Consider the following 16,718-nt stretch of genomic DNA (forward strand, 5'->3'; position numbering starts at 1 on the left):
AAGCGGAGCGATCCGCGGGCAGAGCTCTGACAAAAGACGGCGTATGGTCCATTTTTCGCGCCTGAAAATGATCCTGATCTGGCTTGCTATGGCCACAATGCTCGTCGACGCGCCCAGTCTTCACGCTGCCGGCGCGGACGTGCTGCTTCGATTGGACGCGACCGATGTGATCGATCGCCGGTTGGAGGCGACGCGTGACGAAATCAGGACGCTGCTGCGCGATGCAAGGATCGGCTATACTGGTCTTGCTAAGTCGGGTCGGGCCGTTCAGGTGCATATCACCGACGCCGCTCAGGTCGGCGCGGCCAAGATGGCATTGGAGGCGGTGACTGATCCTGTCCTTGGCAGCGCTGGTCCGGTCCAGGAAGTGATCCTGGATGATACCGGAGCAGCGTTGCTCAAGTTCACGGTAACAGACACAGGTATCAAGTATCGGATGTCGATCGCGCTTGCGCAGTCGATCGTGGTCATTAAGAATCGCCTGCGTGATCTTGGTGTAGCCGACCCAGTAGTGCGGCCAGAGGGCGAAGACGGTATGCTGGTCCGGACCTCGGGCGTTGCGGATTTGCAAAGGCTGAGGAGAATTCTCACCCGAACCGGAATGCTGACTTTTCAGTGGGTTGATGAGTCGATGCCGGTCGCTGATGCGATCAATGGCCGGACGCCCGCTGGCTCGGTGGTGGTTTATTCGAAGGACGATCCACCGGTTCCCTATCTGGTTGAGAGCCGAACGATCGTTTCCAGTGACGACATTGTCAATGCTCAGGCGACTCCCAACTCCGTCACAAATGAGCCGGCGGTTTCGTTCACCTTCGATTCCAGGGCAACGGCACGCGTTGCGCAGGCGACCTCGCAGAATGTCGGCAAGCTATTTGCGATGATCCTCGACAACCAAGTGCTTTCGGTGCCAGTCGTCCGCGAGCCAATTCTTAACGGCCGCGGCCAGATATCGGGCAACCTTACAAAGGAGAACGCCGATGATCTGGCCTTGCTTTTGCGTTCCGGACCGATGCCTGCACAATTGAAAATAGTCGAGTAGCGCACGATAGCGCCCGGCGGTGATCAGAATTAGAATGGGAACCGACAGAGGCGATTGACGCCGAAACCGCTGCCGGCGGCAGCGCCAAATTGACCTCAGCGCGCTCGACAATCGGCGAAGTGCGGGTTAAGGGCGAGCCGGTGGCAAATAAGAACGCCAAGAAATAACCGAATTGTCGGCGGAACGATCCGCCAGTACGCCCTGACGGACAACGCCATATGCTGTATTTTTCGCGCCTGAAGATGATCCTGATCTGGATCGCCGTGGCCGTCACATTCATCCTTGCCGCGCCAAATCTCTTCCCGGCCAGCACATTGGCGCAATTGCCCAACTGGGTGCCGAAGCGGCAGATGACGCTTGGTCTCGATCTGCAGGGCGGTTCGCACATCCTCTTGCAGATGGACCAGAACGACCTGGTCAAGGCGCAGCTGGAAACGACGCGCGACGAGATCCGCACGCTGCTGCGCGATGCCAAGGTGGGCTATACCGGCCTTGGCGGCACCGGCAGGACCGTACAAGTGCGCATCACCGATCCAACCCAGATCGATGCCGCCAAGGCGGCGCTTAAGCCGCTGACCGATCCGGTCGCCGCCGGCCTGTTCACCGGTGGCTCCATCCAGGAGATGTCCCTGGATGATTCCGAAGCCGGGCTGCTCAAATTCACCGTCACCGACGCCGGCATCAAATACCGCACCTCGGCCGCATTGGCGCAGTCGATCGAAGTCGTCGAGCGTCGCGTCAACGAACTCGGCACCACCGAGCCGATCGTGCAGCGGCAGGGCGACGACCGTGTACTCGTCCAGGTGCCGGGCCTGCAGGATCCGCAAAGGCTGAAGGAGATCATCGGCCAGACCGCCAAGATGACCTTCCAGATGGTCGATACCTCGATGTCGGTGCAGGATGCGCTGAACGGCCGCCCGCCGGCAGGCTCCTCGGTGCTTTATTCGCAGGACGATCCGCCGGTTCCGTATCTGGTGGAAAATCGCGTCATCGTGTCCGGTGAAGATCTTGCCAAGGCGACGGCAACCTATGATTCCCGAAACAACGAGCCGGTGGTTTCGTTCGTCTTCAACTCGCGCGGTGCGACACGATTCGGCCAGGCGACGCAGCAGAATGTCGGCAAGCCGTTCGCCATCATCCTCGACAATCAGGTGATTTCGGCGCCGGTGATCCGCGAACCGATCCTCGGCGGCAGCGGCCAGATCTCAGGCAATTTCACCGCCGAAAGCGCCAACGACCTCGCCGTGCTGCTGCGCGCCGGCGCGCTGCCGGCAAAGCTGACCGTGATCGAAGAACGCACCGTCGGCCCGGGCCTCGGCCAGGATTCGATCCATGCCGGCAAGGTCGCCGGCATCATCGGCTCCATTCTCGTCGTCGCCTTCATGTTCGTCGCCTACGGACTTCTCGGCTTCCTCGCCAACATTGCGCTCGCCGTGCACGTGGCGATGATCGTCGGGGTCTTGTCGCTGCTTGGCGCGACGCTGACCTTGCCCGGCATTGCCGGTATCGTGCTGACCATCGGCATGGCGGTCGATTCCAACGTGCTGATCTATGAGCGCATCCGCGAGGAGCGACGGGCCGGCCGTTCGGTCATCCAATCGATCGACACAGGTTTCACCAAGGCGTTGGCGACCATCGTGGATTCCAACGTGACGTCGCTGATTGCCACGGTCGTGCTGTTCTATCTCGGCACCGGACCGGTCAAGGGCTTCGCCATCACCTATGCCATCGGCATCCTGACCACGGTGTTCACCGCCTTCACCTTCACCCGTCTGCTGGTGTCGATCTGGCTGCGCCGCGCGCGTCCGAAGGAATTGCCGCGTGCGCCGGTGACCTTCGTTCCGGCCGGCACGAAAATCCCGTTCATGGGCATCCGCCGCTGGACCTTCGCACTGTCCAGCCTGCTGTCGATCGCGTCGGTTATCGGATTCCTGACCATCGACATCAACTACGGCATCGACTTCAAGGGCGGCTCGATCATCGAGGTGCAGTCCAAGCAAGGCGACGCCGATATTGGCGATATCAGAAGCCGGCTGTCGGAGCTAAACATCGGTGAAGTGCAGGTCCAGCAATTCGGCGCGCCGAACGACGTGCTGATCCGCGTCGGCACCCAGGATGGCGGCGAGAACGCCGAGCAGACCGTCATCGACAAGGTGCGCGGCGAGCTCCAGGACAATTACGATTTCCGCCGCGTCGAGGTGGTGGGCCCGACGGTTTCGGGCGAGCTGGCCAAGCAAGGCACGATTGCCATGATCATCGCGCTGATCGGCATCCTGGTCTATGTCTGGTTCCGCTTCGAATGGCAGTTCGCGGTCGGCGCGATCGTCGCGACGGTGCACGATGTGGTGATGACGCTGGGCTTCTTCGTCATCACCGGGCTCGAATTCAATCAGTCTTCGCTAGCGGCGATCCTGACCATTATCGGCTATTCGCTCAACGACACGATCGTCGTCTATGACCGTGTTCGAGAAGATTTGCGAAAATACAAACGAATGCCGCTCCCACAATTGTTGAACAACGCCATCAACGAGACGCTGTCGAGAACGACGCTGACTTCGGTGACGACCATCCTGGCGCTGCTGGCGCTCGTGTTGTTCGGCGGCGAGGTGATCCGCTCGTTCACCATGGCGATGCTGTTCGGCGTCGTCTTCGGCACCTATTCGTCGATCTTCATCGCAGCGCCCTTGCTGATCCTGTTCAGGCTCAGGCCGCAGGGAGCGAGCGCCGATGAGGAGAAGCCGGTTGGTGGCGGCAAGGCCATGGCGACCTGACGGCTGCGCTGGTGGCAAAAGGCATCGTCATCCGCGAGGCGCATTTCCCCGGACGGGCGCCGATCGAAGCCTACGGCAATGGCGGCTTCCGCTTCGCCGACATGTCGCATCGCGGCTCGCTTCTTTGCCTGCCCTCCGGCATCCATGGCTGGGAGCCGGCCGATCCGCTGGCCCTGACGGCGGCGGATTTCGACCTGCTGCTGGCTGAGGCCGGCAAGGTCGAGATCCTGCTGGTCGGCACAGGCAAGGATTTGCGGCCCTTGCCGACAGCACTTCGGGCGGAGCTGAAAGCGGCTGGCATTGGCTCCGACCCGATGTCGACGGGGGCAGCGGTGCGGACCTACAATGTTCTGCTTGCCGAAGACCGCGCCGTGGCCGCGGCGCTGATCGCCGTCGACTGACGTGACCGATACAGCTGACATCGTCATGGAGACGGTGCGCGCCGGCGACCATGACCGCTATGTCAGCGCACTCTATGCACCGGCCAACAAGCGCGCGGCGCTGTTTTCGCTTTACGCCTTCAATGCCGAGATTGCGTCTGTCCGAGACCGCATCCACGAGGCATTGCCGGGCGAAGTGAGGCTGCAATGGTGGCGCGATGTCATCGCTGCTGAAGCCGCAGCCACAGGCAACCCGCTCGCCGATGCGCTGAAGGCGACGATTTCTGCCCATGGCCTGCCCAAAACTGCCTTCGACAACATGCTCGAGGCCCGCATCTTCGACCTCTATGACGATCCGATGCCGTCGCGCACCGATCTCGAGGGATATTGCGGCGAGACGGCGGCCGCGCTGATCCAGCTGGCGGCGATGGTGCTCGATCCCAATCAGGCGCCGCGCTTTGCCGAACTGGCGGGCAGGGCCGGCTGCGCCCAGGCGATGACCGGCCTGTTGCTGCTGTTGCCGCTGCATCGCCGACGCGGGCAATGCTTCGTGCCGGCGGATATCCTTGCAGCGGCCGGCTCGTCGCCGGAGGAGTTCGTCAGCGGCGACGGCGGCCCCGGCGCTCAGCGCGCGGTGGCTGCGATGATTGCATTGGCGCAGGAGCATCTCCGCGCTTTCGAGCAAGGGGCGTCCGCACTTCCGCAAACGCTGCGTCCGGCGTTCCTGCCGCTGGCGCTGACCAGCGCCTATCTCGGCAAGATGGCGAGTGGTCGTCGCTCGCCGCTTGGCGGCGCAGCCCGGCTTTCGGCTCTGCGTCGGCATTGGCTGTTGCTCAGGCGCGCAACGCGGGGATGGACAGCGAGTTAACGTAGACGTCAATCGCGTTAGGACTCTGAGACTTGGCTATTCAGCAGCTTCCGCTGTTTGCGCCGGCAGCCCTAGCCACTCCCGACAATCTGCCCGCGCGCGTGAGGTGATCGCGTGGCGCTTGGCCACCGTCTTGTCCTTGCCGCGCAGGCGTTTGCCTTCGGTCTTCGGTGCTTCCACCGGCGGGAAAAGGCCGAAATTGACGTTCATCGGCTGGAACGAGCGTTTGCCCGGCTCGTCGTCTGAGACGATGTGGCCGCCGGTGATGTGGTTGAGCAGGGCGCCGAAGGCGGTGGTGAGCGGCGGCAGCGACGGCGCGTGGCCGAGACGCTCGGCGGCGGCGAAGCGGCCGGCGAGCAGGCCGATCGCCGCGCTCTCGACATAGCCCTCGCAGCCGGTGATCTGGCCGGCAAAGCGCAGGCCGGGCCGCGACTTCAGCTGCAGGGAAGCGTCGAGCAAGGTCGGCGAGTTGATGTAGGTGTTGCGGTGCAGGCCGCCGAGGCGCGCGAAGTCGGCGTTTTCCAGGCCCGGAATGGTGCGGAACACGCGCACCTGCTCGGCATGCTTCAGCTTGGTCTGGAAACCGACCATGTTGTAGAGCGTGCCCAGCGCATTGTCCTGACGCAGTTGCACCACGGCATAGGCTTTGACCGTCGGGTTGTGCTCATTGGTCAGCCCCATCGGCTTCATCGGTCCGTAGCGAAGCGTCTCGACACCGCGCTCGGCCATGATCTCGATCGGCAGGCAGCCGTCGAAATAGGGCGTGCCTTCCCACTGCTTGAATTCGGTCTTGTGGCCGTCGACCAGCGCCTGTACGAAGGCGAGATACTGGTCCTTGTCCATCGGGCAGTTGATGTAATCCTTGCCGGTGCCGCCGGGCCCAACCTTGTCGTAGCGCGACTGGAACCAGCAGGTGTCCATGTCGATCGTGTCGAAATGGATGATCGGGGCAATCGCGTCGAAGAAGGCCAGTGCGTCGGCGCCGGTCGCCTCGGCGATCGACTGGGCGAGCGAAGGTGCGGTCAGCGGGCCGGTGGCGATGATCGCCTGGTCCCATTCCGGTGGCGGCAGGCCCGGCACTTCCTCGCGCTCGATGGTGATCAGCGGGTGCGCTTCGAGCCTTTTCGTCACCGCGTCGGAGAAGCCGTCGCGATCGACGGCCAGCGCGCCGCCGGCCGGCACCTGGTTGGCGTCGCCGGCGCTCATGATCAGCGAGCCGGCCAGTCGCATTTCGGCATGCAGCAGGCCGACGGCATTGTTCTCGGCATCGTCGGAGCGGAAGGAATTGGAACAGACGAGTTCGGCCAGCCCATCGGTCTTGTGCGCATCGGTGCCGCGCACCGGGCGCATCTCATGCAAAATGACGGGAACGCCGGCTTGTGCTGCCTGCCATGCGGCTTCGGAGCCGGCGAGGCCGCCGCCGACGATGTGGATAGGATTTTTGCTCATGAGCGCCGGAATAATCGCTTGGCGCGCCGTTTGCAATTGGCCGGTGCGAGCGTGGGTCATTGTCGTGCGCAGCGACGGTCTGATGGCGGCGTAAAGCGCCTCGATCGACTGCATGCGCAATTGAAAAGCCTGCCCAAAAACAACAACACCCGCCGCGGGAGGAGGTGCGGCGGGTGTCGTTTTTGGGGCCGATCCTCGGGAGGAGGTGGGGATCGGCCGTATTCGCCATCGCCGGGGAGGAGGTCGGCTTTGACGAAATTCTTTTCGCCGGATCGAGGGAGGCGAAATCCCTGGAAGACGAACTGCGTTCACTTTGAAGACGAACTAGCGTTCGCTTCGGAAAGACGAACTGCGTTCGCTTTGGAAACAGCGCCCGCCGCGGGAGGAGGTGCGGCGGGCGCCGTTTTGGTGGTCAACCCTCGGGAGGAGGTGAAGGCTGACCGTATCCGTCAGGGTCGGGGAGGAGGTCGACCCTGGCGAAATTCTGGTTAGATCGTCGCCCTGCGGGCGATGATCTTGATCTCGTCACGGACGATGCCGAGATCATGGAGCTGACGGTTCGAAAGGCGACCCAGCTCGGTAACGGTGTCGCGGTAAACGCGCCAGTTACGATAGTTGCGGATCAGGTTCATTGTCGTTCTCTTTTTCAAAACTGGTTCGGACCATTTGCGATCCGAAGAGGATTAGACCGCCTTGCGGGCGACGTAGTGGATGTCGCTGCGGCTGATGCCGAGGTCGGTCAGTTCACGGTTCGACAGGCGGCTCAGCTCGGAGACGGTGTCCCGGTAGCGGCGCCAGTTGCGGTAGTTGCGGATCAGGTTCATGGTAGTGCTCGTTTCGTCTTTCTTCGGATCATTCCGTTTGTGTACGAACAGTAAATAGGCTGGGTTATATCGATTTAAAAGTGCTGTTGGCGCATGGCAGCAATGCAAATTGTGCAATGCAACATTAACGCGCATTCACGCTTCGTCATGAAGAAACCCGAATCGGAAAATGACGTTGCGTCAACGATTTGAGCGGATCGGCTGTCAGAAAGACCAATCTGGGGGAGAAGCGGCATGGCGAGCTATTCGTCGCGGGCGAGGGCCGATATCGGGCGGTGGCTGCAGGCTGGCCTGATCGACGCGAAGACGGCCGATGCGCTTAAGCGCGACATCGACTCAAACGAGCGCAAATCGCTGAGCTTCGGCACTATATTGGCCATGATGGCGGCGCTGCTGTTCGGCGCCGCGATCCTGCTCTTCGTCGCCGCCAACTGGGACGCCATCCCGCGGCTGGTGCGGGTTGCGGCACTGTTTGCCGTCATTCTCGCCGGCTATGTCGGCGGCGCGGTGTTGAAGATGCGCGACCATGCGGCGATCGGCGAGGCGCTGTGGATCGTGGCCGCCGCGGCCTTCGGCGGATCGATCGCGCTGATCGGCCAGATGTACCATCTCACGGGTGACGAAGCCTCGGCCATCGTCACCTGGGGCATCGGCACGGCATTTGCCGCGGTGGCGTTGCGCTCGAACCCGCTGACGGTCGCTGCCGTCGGCATATCCGTTGCCTGGCTGTTCGTGCGCGCATTCGACTTTTATGACCGCCCCGTATTTCCGGATTTCTTCGTTATCATGGCGCCGGTGCTTTTTGTCGTCTCGTTGTGGACGCGCAGCCAGCCGGCACGCCACCTGATCATTCTCTCGGTCATTTTCTATATCGCGGTGCGCGGCCTGGACCAGAACACGCTCGCCCTGGCTATTCCTCTCGTCGTGGTGTCGGCGCTGCTGTTTGCGGTTTCGATCTTCGCCGCCGGGCCGGCCGACCGGACCTTGCAGCTCGGCGGGCGGCTGCCTTTGCACGCCTTGATCGGCTTTCTCACCGGGCTGGCGATGATGCAGATCGAACTGGGCGATGACAACGCCTTCAGCAACGGCTTTGCCATTGCGTCGGTCATCGCACTGGCCGGCATTGCCGCGGCGATCATGCTGGGCGGGCGCGAGAGCAGGGGGCTGCGCTGGGTTGCTTATGCCGGCTTTGCCTTCGAGCTCGCCATTATCTACGTCGTGACCTTGCAGACGATGCTCGGCAGGGCCGGCTTCTTCCTGGCTGCCGCGGTGCTTTTCGGCATCCTGGCTCTCGTCATCATCCGTGTGGAAAAACGCATGAAGGCCCCGGAAGGAGCGGCAGCATGATGTCGGGAAAGAAACTTGTCATCTCGGCGCTGGTCCTGGCGCTCGTCCAGATCGGCTTCCTGAGCTGGATCATCGCCGGCCGCGCGGCGATCCTGCGCAACGGCAAGGAGGTCTTGCTGAAAGTCGAGCCGGTCGATCCGCGCGATCTGCTGCGCGGCGACTATATTATCCTCGACTATGAAATATCGCGCTTGCCGGTGAAGCTGATCGCCAACATCCCGGCCGGCCAGCTCGTGAGCGAGAACACGCCGATCGTGGTCCGGCTGAAGCCGGGTGCCGACGGCTATTGGCATGCGACCACGGCCTGGTTCGGCAAGTCTCCGACGCCAGCGACCGCCGACGAAGCCGATATTGTCGGCCAGGTCGCGCCGGGCTGGACGCTTGATCCTGAATCCACGATCGCACCGCAATACGGCATCGACCGCTTCTACCTACCTGAGGGCCAGGGCATGGCGATCCAGAACGACATGCGGGTGCGGCCATTCGGCGTGCGCATCGCGCTCGCCGCCAGTGGCGAGGCGCAGATCAAGGGGCTGATGGACGGCGACAAGACATTGTTTGAGGAACCGCTCTACTAGAAGACATTACCCAGGGCATGGATTTCGGCAACGATCGATCGCTCCGCCCTCATGCAAACCAGACGGGCGAAGACAATGCCGATTACGGTGACGACGCGCGAAGATATCAATCTCCATGCCGTTTTGCGCGTCGCCTGGAGAAACGACACGGTCGAAATCGGCGACAAGGCCTTGCAACGTATTGCCGAATGCCGCGCCTCGTTCCTGAAACTCATTGAGTCCGATCCGCCGCCGGTCATCTACGGCGTCACCACCGCCATGGGCGAGCTGGCAAGCCGCAAGCTCGAACTTGACGAGCGCGACCGCCATGCGCGCATCAAGGCTTTTGCCGCCGCCACATCCTTCGGGGAGCCGTTGCCCGAGCGCGTGGTCAGGGCGATCGTGCTGGCACGGCTGACCAATTTCATCGAAGGCAATGCCGCCACCACGCCGCGCATCGCGCTAGCCGTTGCGGCGATGCTCGACGGTGGACCGATGCCGGTGGTGTCGTCGCAGGGGCAGGGCGGCGCCGGCGAGATCCTGGCGCTCTATCCGCTGTTTGCCGCGCTTACCGCTGGCCTGGAGCTCGAAGTGAAGGAGCGGGGCTCGCTGATCAACGGCTCGCCCTGCGCTGCCGCCCTTGTGGCGGACGCAGCACTTGCCGCACGCCGTCGCGTCGCGATGGCGCACAAGGTGTTTGCGCTGTCGATCGAAGCCTTTCGTGCGCCGCTCGAGCATTATGATGCCGCGCTCGACGGGCTGTGGGGCGACGCGCACGAAGCGGCCGCCTTGCAAGGGTTGCGGCAATACCTGGTTGGCGCCGGCGACGGCCGGCGCAACTATCAGGCGCCGGTCAGCTACCGCATCGTGCCGCGCGTGCTCGGCCATGCGCATCGGGCGCTGGCGGGCGCCGAGCAGGCGGCGACCGTGTCGCTGGCCTCGATCTCGGACAATCCGGTCTATATCCCGCCCGACGATGCGCATCCGCTGGGACGCTGCATCTCCACCGGCGGCTACCACAATGCCATGGCGACACCGGCATTGGACGATCTGGCGGCGATCTGGGCCGATCTCTGCCTGCTTTGCGACCGCCACGCCTCAAAGCTGCTGAACGGCAAGGTGTCGCTGCTGCCCGATCTGTTGATGACCGGGCGGCATTGGGCCGACAGCGATGGCCATGGCAATGTCGGCTATGTCCCGATGGCGATCACCGGCTATCTCGAACAGGCCAAGCTCGCGGCGCAGCGCACCTTCATTCCGGGCACCGAATCGGCCGGCGCCGGCCAGGACGACGTCGCCACCACCGCATTCTTCGCCTGGACCAAGGAAGCGACGGCCGGCCGCTGCCTCGATGCGGTAATGGCGATGCTGGCCATGATCGCCTCGCAGGCCCTGTACGTGACTGAACGCGCCGCGCCGCCGGCATTGCAGGATTTTGTCGCGGATATCAGGAAGATCGTGCCGCCGGTCGACGCCGACCGGGTGCTGGGGCCGGAGCTGGCGAAATTGGCGGAGTGGTTTACCGGTCAAGTGTTTGAAGTGTAGGCCGTCGCCGCCAGTCCTCCTACGCCACGGCTTCGGAGGACACCCTTCGCTTTATCAAGCTCCTGGGTGGCCTGCCACCCGAAGCTCGATAGAGCGAAGGGTGGTGCGGATGAAGGGACTCGAACCCCCACGCCTTTCGGCACTGGAACCTAAATCCAGGGCGTCTACCAGTTCCGCCACATCCGCATTTGTCGGCAATCCCATGTAGCCATCATTCTGTCAATGTCGGGGCGAAAATGTCTGCCGTTGGGGCGGTCATTCGCTGCAACGCGAAGATGGTTGAAAATTGGCCTCGCCTGTGACAAAAGGCGTGTCAAATGTGACGGGACGCGCCGATCCGCTTCTGCAGAATGTGATAAGAAGTAGGAAAAACAAGAACTTATTCACATCTTGGAACGCAGTTTGGAACAATTTGAGCCGTAATTTCGGTCAAATCGCCAGGTTCCGTACCAAAAGCCATTCCCGGCAAGATTGTACCGGCAGGCTGTGAACGGCAAGACGCCGTGGCAGCCTCTTTGGTGAAGATAAAGGTTTTACGATGCAGGTCACCGAAACGCTCAACTCCGGTCTCAAGCGCGAGATCAAGATCACCGTGCCGGCCGGTGATATGGAAGCCAAGCTGATGGCGCGGCTGTCCGACGCCAGGAACAAGGTCCGCATCAACGGCTTCCGTCCCGGCAAGGTGCCTGTGCAGCATTTGCGCAAGGTCTACGGCAAGTCGTTCATGGCCGAAGTGGTCAACGAAATCCTCAACGATTCGACCCGTTCGATCATCACGGGGCGCGGCGAAAAGGCCGCCATGCAGCCTGAAGTGATCATGACGGAAGACGAGAAAGAGGCCGAGAAGATCCTGGCCGGCGGCGCCGACTTCGAATTCCGCCTCAACTACGAGGTCATCCCGGCGATCGAGATCAAGGATTTCTCCGACATCAAGGTGACGCGCCAGGTATTCGAAGTGCCGGACAGCGAGATCGACGAGCAGGTCCAGCGCGTTGCCGAATCGGCGCGAAGCTTCGAGCCGAAGACCGGCAAGGCCGCCGAAGGCGATCGCGTTTCGATCGACTATGTCGGCAAGATCGACGGCGAGGCCTTTTCCGGCGGCGCCGGCACCGACCAGCCGCTGGTTCTGGGGTCCAAGGAATTCATTCCGGGCTTCGAGGACCAACTGATCGGCGCCAAGGCCGGCGACGAGAAGCAGGTCACCGTCACTTTCCCGGAAAACTACCAGGCAGCGCATCTGGCCGGCAAGGAAGCCACCTTCGACGTCACCGTCAAGGAAGTGTCCAAGCCCGGCGCGCTGGAAATCAACGACGAGATGGCCAAGAACCTCGGCTTGGAATCGCTGGAGCGCCTGCGCGACGTGGTGCGCGGCCAGATCGAGAACCAGTTCGGTTCGATGACCCGCCAGAAGGTCAAGCGCCAGCTGCTCGACCAGCTTGACGCGGCCTATTCGTTCGAGGCGCCGTCGAAGCTCGTCGATGCCGAGTTCAACAACATCTGGACCCAGGTCAACCGCGATCTCGAAGCCGCCGGCCGTACCTTCGCCGACGAGGAGACGACGGAAGAAGAGGCACGCGCCGAATATCTGCGGCTTGCCGAGCGCCGCGTGCGTCTCGGCCTGGTTTTGGCCGAGATCGGCGAGAAGGCCGGCGTCACCGTTTCCGACGAGGAACTGCAGCGCGGCCTGTTCGAGCAGGTGCGCCGCTACCCGGCCAACCAGCAGCAGGAAGCCTTCGAGTTCTATCGCAGCAATCCGGAAGCCCTGAACACGCTGCGCGCGCCGATGTTCGAGGAGAAGGTCGTCGACCATCTGCTCAGCCAGATCTCGGTCACCGACGTCAAGGTCAGCAAGGAAGAGCTGATGGCTGACGACGAAGAGGGCGATACCGCCAAGGCCAAGCCGGCGAAGAAGGCCGCTGCCAAGAAGGCCGACAAGGCTGAAAAGGCCGACGACGCGGAAGAGCCGAAGAAGAAGGCAGCCCCGAAGAAGAAGGCCGCCAAGGACGCCGAATAAGCGCCTGACGACAAGATCAGAAAAGGCCGCCCTCGAGGCGGCCTTTTTCGTTGTGGCGGATGTGCCTTGAGCCACCGCAGCCCACCTGAACCTTTGTACGGTCGACCTGTTCTACCTACCGGCCAGATTCTGTGGTACACAAGTAGCGCAATTCCATCTGGGGAGGAGCGGAGAATCTATTCTGCCGTGCAGGGCGCATGCTGGTGCTACCGGCATGTGCAGACCGTCTGAGGAAAATTTGACGATCAGGGAGGAATGCCATGCGCTTGGTTGCGTTTTTCGCCGTCGTTTCCGTTGCAACTTTCATCGCCAATCCATCGCGGGCACAGGACGCCGCGGCGGGCGAGAAGGTCTTCACCAAATGCAAGGTCTGCCACGTCGCAGACCAAGACACCAACAAGATAGGCCCTTCGTTGCATGGCGTTATCGGCCGGACGGCCGGCACGCATCCGGATTTTAAATATTCCGAAGCCATGATCGCGGCCGGCACATCCGGCGTCAAATGGGATGAGCCGACACTGACGACGTATCTTCACGACCCCAAGGCAATGGTCAAAGGGACGAAGATGGCGTTTCCCGGCCTCAAGAAGGACGAGGACGTCGCCAACGTCATCGCCTATCTGAAGCAATTTTCCCCGTAACCTGGCTCTTCGGCCGGCCAGAGCGTTTCACCGTTTCACGGAAACTGCGATCCGCTCGATCTCTTTGTTCTTACGCAATTCCGGGCGGAAAACCCCATACACTTTCCTGGAATTGCTCTAGGCTGCCCGGTTTCCATCGATGGTCGTCTCAAATGTCGGTCAAGGAAAGCCTCAAGGATACCGGCGTCCGCCTCTCGGAAGCGACGGCCAGTGATTTCTTTGCGCTCTTGAAGCCTCGGGTCATGGCCCTTGCCGTGTTTACCGCCTTCGTCGGTCTGATGGTGGCGCCCGGCGCGATGAACCCGGTCATCGCCGTGATCGCCATAGGTGCGATTGCGGTTGGAGCGGGAGCGGCCGGCGCGCTCAACATGTGGTACGACGCCGACATCGACGCGCTGATGTCGCGCACGTCAAAGCGGCCGGTTCCGTCGGGCCGCGTCACGGCCGGCGAAGCGCTCGGCTTCGGCTTGGTGCTTTCCGCACTTTCGGTCATGACGCTCGGCGTGCTGGTGGGCTGGCTTGCCGCGTCACTGCTGGCCTTCACCATCTTTTTCTACGTCGTCATCTATACGATGTGGCTGAAGCGCTCGACACCGCAGAACATCGTCATCGGCGGCGCGGCGGGTGCCCTTCCTCCGATGATCGGCTGGGCGGCGGCCACCGGCGCCATCGGCATTGAAAGCCTCATCCTGTTCCTGATCATTTTCCTGTGGACGCCGCCGCATTTCTGGGCGCTCGCACTGTTCAAGGCCGGCGACTATGCCGCTGCCGGCATCCCGATGATGCCGAACGTGGCCGGCCAGGCCTCGACCAGAAGGCAGATCTTCGCCTATTCACTGCTCCTGGCACCGATCGGAGTGCTGCCCTGGGCGTTCGGATTTACGAGCGGGGTCTATGGGATTGTTTCGGCTGCATTGGGCGCGGGTTTCATCTGGCATGCCTGGAACGCCCTGGTCATCCTCGACAAGGAGATGAAGCCGGCCAAGGCGCTGTTTGCCTATTCGATCTTCTATCTTTTCGCGATCTTTGCCGTGCTGCTTGCCGATACCATCGCGATACGCGCGTTCATGTCAGCCGGAGGATGACGGCATGACGCTGTGTTCGGAAACCTCGCCTTCCGGGAGCCTTTTGTAAGAACGGGCGACAAGCTCCAGTCAATGGAGTATATTGATTGCGGTGCAGGTCGCGGTTCGCGTGGCCAGTCATGCAGAACGGCAGCACCGTGAAACCGCGACCTTGCCGGACCTGGTCTGGAGGAACGGGCATGACAAGTTTTCACGTGATTGCAGGCGCCAGCGAAACGCTGGAACACACCAAAATCCGAAAAATCAGTGTTTCCGATCTATTCGATGCGCTCAAGCGCGGTGTTGACGATTTTATGGTCAAACCGTCGCACATCGTCTTTCTCTGCCTGATCTATCCGCTTGTCGGCGTGGTGCTCGCTGCCTGGACTTCGGGCGCCAATGCGTTGCCGATGTTGTTTCCGCTGGTGTCCGGCTTTGCGCTGATAGGTCCATTCGCGGCGATCGGCCTCTATGAGATCAGCCGCAGACGAGAAGCCGGGCTCGACACCTCCTGGACGCACGCTTTCGAGGTCAGGAATTCTCCGGCCCTGCCAGCCATCGCCGCAGTCGGGATCATGCTGGTTGCAATCTTCATCGCCTGGCTTTTGGCGGCGCAGGTGTTCTACGAATATCTCTTCGGCCCGGCTCCGCCTGCATCGATTTCGGGCTTCATCAATGAAATATTTGCCACCGGACGCGGCTGGTCTCTGATTGTCCTGGGGCACGCCATCGGCTTCGTCTTCGCCGCGGTGGTGTTGTGCACGACGGTTGTCGCCTTCCCATTGCTGCTCGACCGCGACGTCGGCGCCTACGAAGCCATCCACACGTCGGTGCGAGCGGTGCTGGCGAACCCGATCCCCATGGCTGTCTGGGGACTGATTGTCGCCGTCGCCCTGATCATAGGCTCGCTGCCGGTGTTTGCCGGGCTGGCGGTCGTGCTGCCGATCCTGGGTCACGCCACCTGGCATGTCTACCGCAAGGTTGTGGAGCCGCCATCGTCCCCGACGCGGGTCGGCCTCTGACCCCGCAGATCAGCTGATGGGAAGCTTCATCTCCGGTCTTTGACCGGAGATGAAGACTGTGCGTCAGGGCCCCGGTCCGAAGAAGGACAACCGGGTGAGAAGCGTGTAGTCCGCTTCGAAGAGCATCATCGCCACGAACACCAATATCAGAAGCGGCGGCAGGATGATCGCATAGGTCAGCGCCAGCCGCTCCCAGGCCATGTGCATGAACACGGCGACGATCAGCCCGGCCTTGAGGATCATGAAGATCAGGATCAGAGACCATCTGAGATAGCCGTGGATGCCGAGATAATCGACCATGTAGGAGCAGGCGCTGAGGATGAACAGCCATGCCCAGACCACCAGATAGAGCTTGATCGGATGTTCCTGATGAACCTCCGCGACGCCGGTCGATGGCCCTTCATGCGCATGATCAGAGTGCAGCGCGTGTTGCCCGAGGCCGTTTGCGGTTGCTTCAGCCATGTCAGCCTCTCACCAAAGATAGAAGAATGCGAAAATGAACACCCAGACCAGGTCGACGAAATGCCAGTAGAGCCCCATGATTTCGACGTTCTCGTAGCGACCCCTGCGGCTGGTGAAGAAGCCGGGACGACCGACGTCGTAGTCTCCACGCCAGACCTTTCGCGCCACGATGATGAGGAAGATCACCCCGATCGTCACATGCGTGCCGTGGAAGCCGGTGATCATGAAGAAAGTCGAGCCGAATTGTGCCGCGCCCCAGGGATTGCCCCACGGCCGTACCCCTTCGGTGATCAACTTGGTCCATTCGAAGGCTTGCATGCCGACGAAGGTGGCTCCTAGCGCTGCCGTCAGAAGCATGAGGATTGCGGTTTTGCGGCGGTCGCGGCGATAGCCAAAATTGACCGCCATGGCCATCGTTCCGCTGCTCGATATCAGCACGAAGGTCATGATGGCAATCAGGATCAGTGGAATGTCCGAACCGCCGATGCGAAGCGCAAAGACCTCGCTCGGATTGGGCCACGGCACACGTGTGGAGACGCGCGCGGTCATGTAGGAGAGCAGGAAGCAGCCGAAGATGAAGGTGTCGCTGAGCAGGAAGATCCACATCATGGCCTTGCCCCAGGACACGTTCTTGAACGCGCGCTGATCCGAGGACCAATCGGCGGCGATGCCTTGCCAGCCTGCGGGCCGCGTCTCCGTTTGGCCGGTATGCGTCAGTGTCGTTTCTGCCATGCT

Annotated in this window: 16 protein-coding genes and 1 tRNA gene; 11 read left to right on the top strand and 6 right to left on the bottom strand. The window is 61.9% G+C overall.

Annotated features, from left to right (window positions below; genetic code table 11):
* Positions 1-43 precede the first annotated feature (43 nt).
* The 4 genes from NKH22_RS01265 (at position 44) to NKH22_RS01280 (ending at position 5,058) form a co-directional block, all read left to right on the top strand.
* Complete coding sequence (locus NKH22_RS01265) at positions 44-1,039, top strand: SecDF P1 head subdomain-containing protein (RefSeq protein WP_023688225.1); 996 nt, start codon at positions 44-46, stop codon at positions 1,037-1,039.
* A gap of 218 nt (positions 1,040-1,257) precedes the next feature.
* Positions 1,258-3,810: a protein translocase subunit SecDF gene (secDF, locus tag NKH22_RS01270; RefSeq protein WP_023667677.1), complete on the top strand. Its 2,553-nt coding sequence runs from the start codon at positions 1,258-1,260 to the stop codon at positions 3,808-3,810.
* 11 nt (positions 3,811-3,821) lie between these two features.
* Positions 3,822-4,211: an Mth938-like domain-containing protein gene (locus NKH22_RS01275; RefSeq protein WP_352908814.1), complete on the top strand. Its 390-nt coding sequence runs from the start codon at positions 3,822-3,824 to the stop codon at positions 4,209-4,211.
* A 25-nt stretch (positions 4,212-4,236) separates the two neighbouring features.
* Positions 4,237-5,058, top strand: a complete 822-nt coding sequence (locus NKH22_RS01280) for a phytoene/squalene synthase family protein (RefSeq protein WP_502908562.1) — start codon at positions 4,237-4,239, stop codon at positions 5,056-5,058.
* A gap of 36 nt (positions 5,059-5,094) precedes the next feature.
* Here the strand turns inward: NKH22_RS01280 and trmFO are convergent, their stop codons facing one another.
* The 3 genes from trmFO to NKH22_RS01295 form a co-directional block, all read right to left on the bottom strand.
* Entirely contained in the window at positions 5,095-6,507 is a 1,413-nt protein-coding gene (gene trmFO / locus NKH22_RS01285; RefSeq protein ID WP_023710682.1) for a methylenetetrahydrofolate--tRNA-(uracil(54)-C(5))-methyltransferase (FADH(2)-oxidizing) TrmFO, read from the bottom strand.
* A gap of 488 nt (positions 6,508-6,995) precedes the next feature.
* A complete protein-coding gene (locus NKH22_RS01290) occupies positions 6,996-7,139 on the bottom strand; it encodes a DUF1127 domain-containing protein (RefSeq protein ID WP_023667673.1) in 144 nt (47 codons plus the stop codon).
* 51 nt (positions 7,140-7,190) lie between these two features.
* Positions 7,191-7,331, bottom strand: a complete 141-nt coding sequence (locus tag NKH22_RS01295; RefSeq protein ID WP_006335194.1) for a DUF1127 domain-containing protein — start codon at positions 7,329-7,331, stop codon at positions 7,191-7,193.
* A gap of 234 nt (positions 7,332-7,565) precedes the next feature.
* Between NKH22_RS01295 and NKH22_RS01300 the strand changes: the two genes are divergently transcribed.
* The 3 genes from NKH22_RS01300 to NKH22_RS01310 all read left to right on the top strand — a co-directional run bounded on the left by NKH22_RS01300 (position 7,566) and on the right by NKH22_RS01310 (position 10,780).
* Positions 7,566-8,678, top strand: a complete 1,113-nt coding sequence (locus NKH22_RS01300; RefSeq protein ID WP_352908816.1) for a DUF2157 domain-containing protein — start codon at positions 7,566-7,568, stop codon at positions 8,676-8,678.
* The gene (locus NKH22_RS01305; RefSeq protein ID WP_031198171.1) at positions 8,675-9,256 is read left to right on the top strand and encodes a GDYXXLXY domain-containing protein; all 582 of its coding nucleotides are present in this window, start codon (positions 8,675-8,677) and stop codon (positions 9,254-9,256) included. The genes NKH22_RS01300 and NKH22_RS01305 overlap by 4 nt, the downstream gene beginning before the upstream one ends.
* Positions 9,257-9,331: 75 nt before the next feature.
* Complete coding sequence (locus tag NKH22_RS01310; protein WP_023821430.1) at positions 9,332-10,780, top strand: aromatic amino acid lyase; 1,449 nt, start codon at positions 9,332-9,334, stop codon at positions 10,778-10,780.
* Positions 10,781-10,881: 101 nt separating this feature from the next.
* On the opposite strand, the gene NKH22_RS01315 is transcribed toward NKH22_RS01310, so the two are convergent.
* Positions 10,882-10,966: transfer RNA gene (locus NKH22_RS01315), tRNA-Leu, on the bottom strand.
* A gap of 352 nt (positions 10,967-11,318) precedes the next feature.
* On the opposite strand from NKH22_RS01315, the gene tig reads away from it, so the two are divergent.
* The 4 genes from tig to NKH22_RS01335 all read left to right on the top strand — a co-directional run bounded on the left by tig (position 11,319) and on the right by NKH22_RS01335 (position 15,521).
* Positions 11,319-12,794: a trigger factor gene (gene tig / locus NKH22_RS01320; protein WP_023681635.1), complete on the top strand. Its 1,476-nt coding sequence runs from the start codon at positions 11,319-11,321 to the stop codon at positions 12,792-12,794.
* 260 nt (positions 12,795-13,054) lie between these two features.
* The gene (locus NKH22_RS01325) at positions 13,055-13,435 is read left to right on the top strand and encodes a c-type cytochrome (RefSeq protein WP_023667668.1); all 381 of its coding nucleotides are present in this window, start codon (positions 13,055-13,057) and stop codon (positions 13,433-13,435) included.
* 152 nt (positions 13,436-13,587) lie between these two features.
* Complete coding sequence (locus NKH22_RS01330) at positions 13,588-14,520, top strand: heme o synthase (RefSeq protein WP_023688232.1); 933 nt, start codon at positions 13,588-13,590, stop codon at positions 14,518-14,520.
* A 179-nt stretch (positions 14,521-14,699) separates the two neighbouring features.
* Positions 14,700-15,521, top strand: a complete 822-nt coding sequence (locus NKH22_RS01335; RefSeq protein ID WP_023691119.1) for a DUF2189 domain-containing protein — start codon at positions 14,700-14,702, stop codon at positions 15,519-15,521.
* A gap of 63 nt (positions 15,522-15,584) precedes the next feature.
* Here NKH22_RS01335 and NKH22_RS01340 read toward each other — a convergent pair whose 3' ends face one another.
* Entirely contained in the window at positions 15,585-15,983 is a 399-nt protein-coding gene (locus tag NKH22_RS01340; protein ID WP_023667665.1) for a cytochrome C oxidase subunit IV family protein, read from the bottom strand.
* Between the two features lie 9 nt (positions 15,984-15,992).
* Positions 15,993-16,715, bottom strand: a complete 723-nt coding sequence (locus NKH22_RS01345; RefSeq protein WP_023667664.1) for a heme-copper oxidase subunit III family protein — start codon at positions 16,713-16,715, stop codon at positions 15,993-15,995.
* Positions 16,716-16,718: the final 3 nt, after the last annotated feature.

Origin of the sequence: Mesorhizobium sp. M1252 (assembly GCF_040318265.1) — a bacterium.
GTDB lineage: Bacteria > Pseudomonadota > Alphaproteobacteria > Rhizobiales > Rhizobiaceae > Mesorhizobium.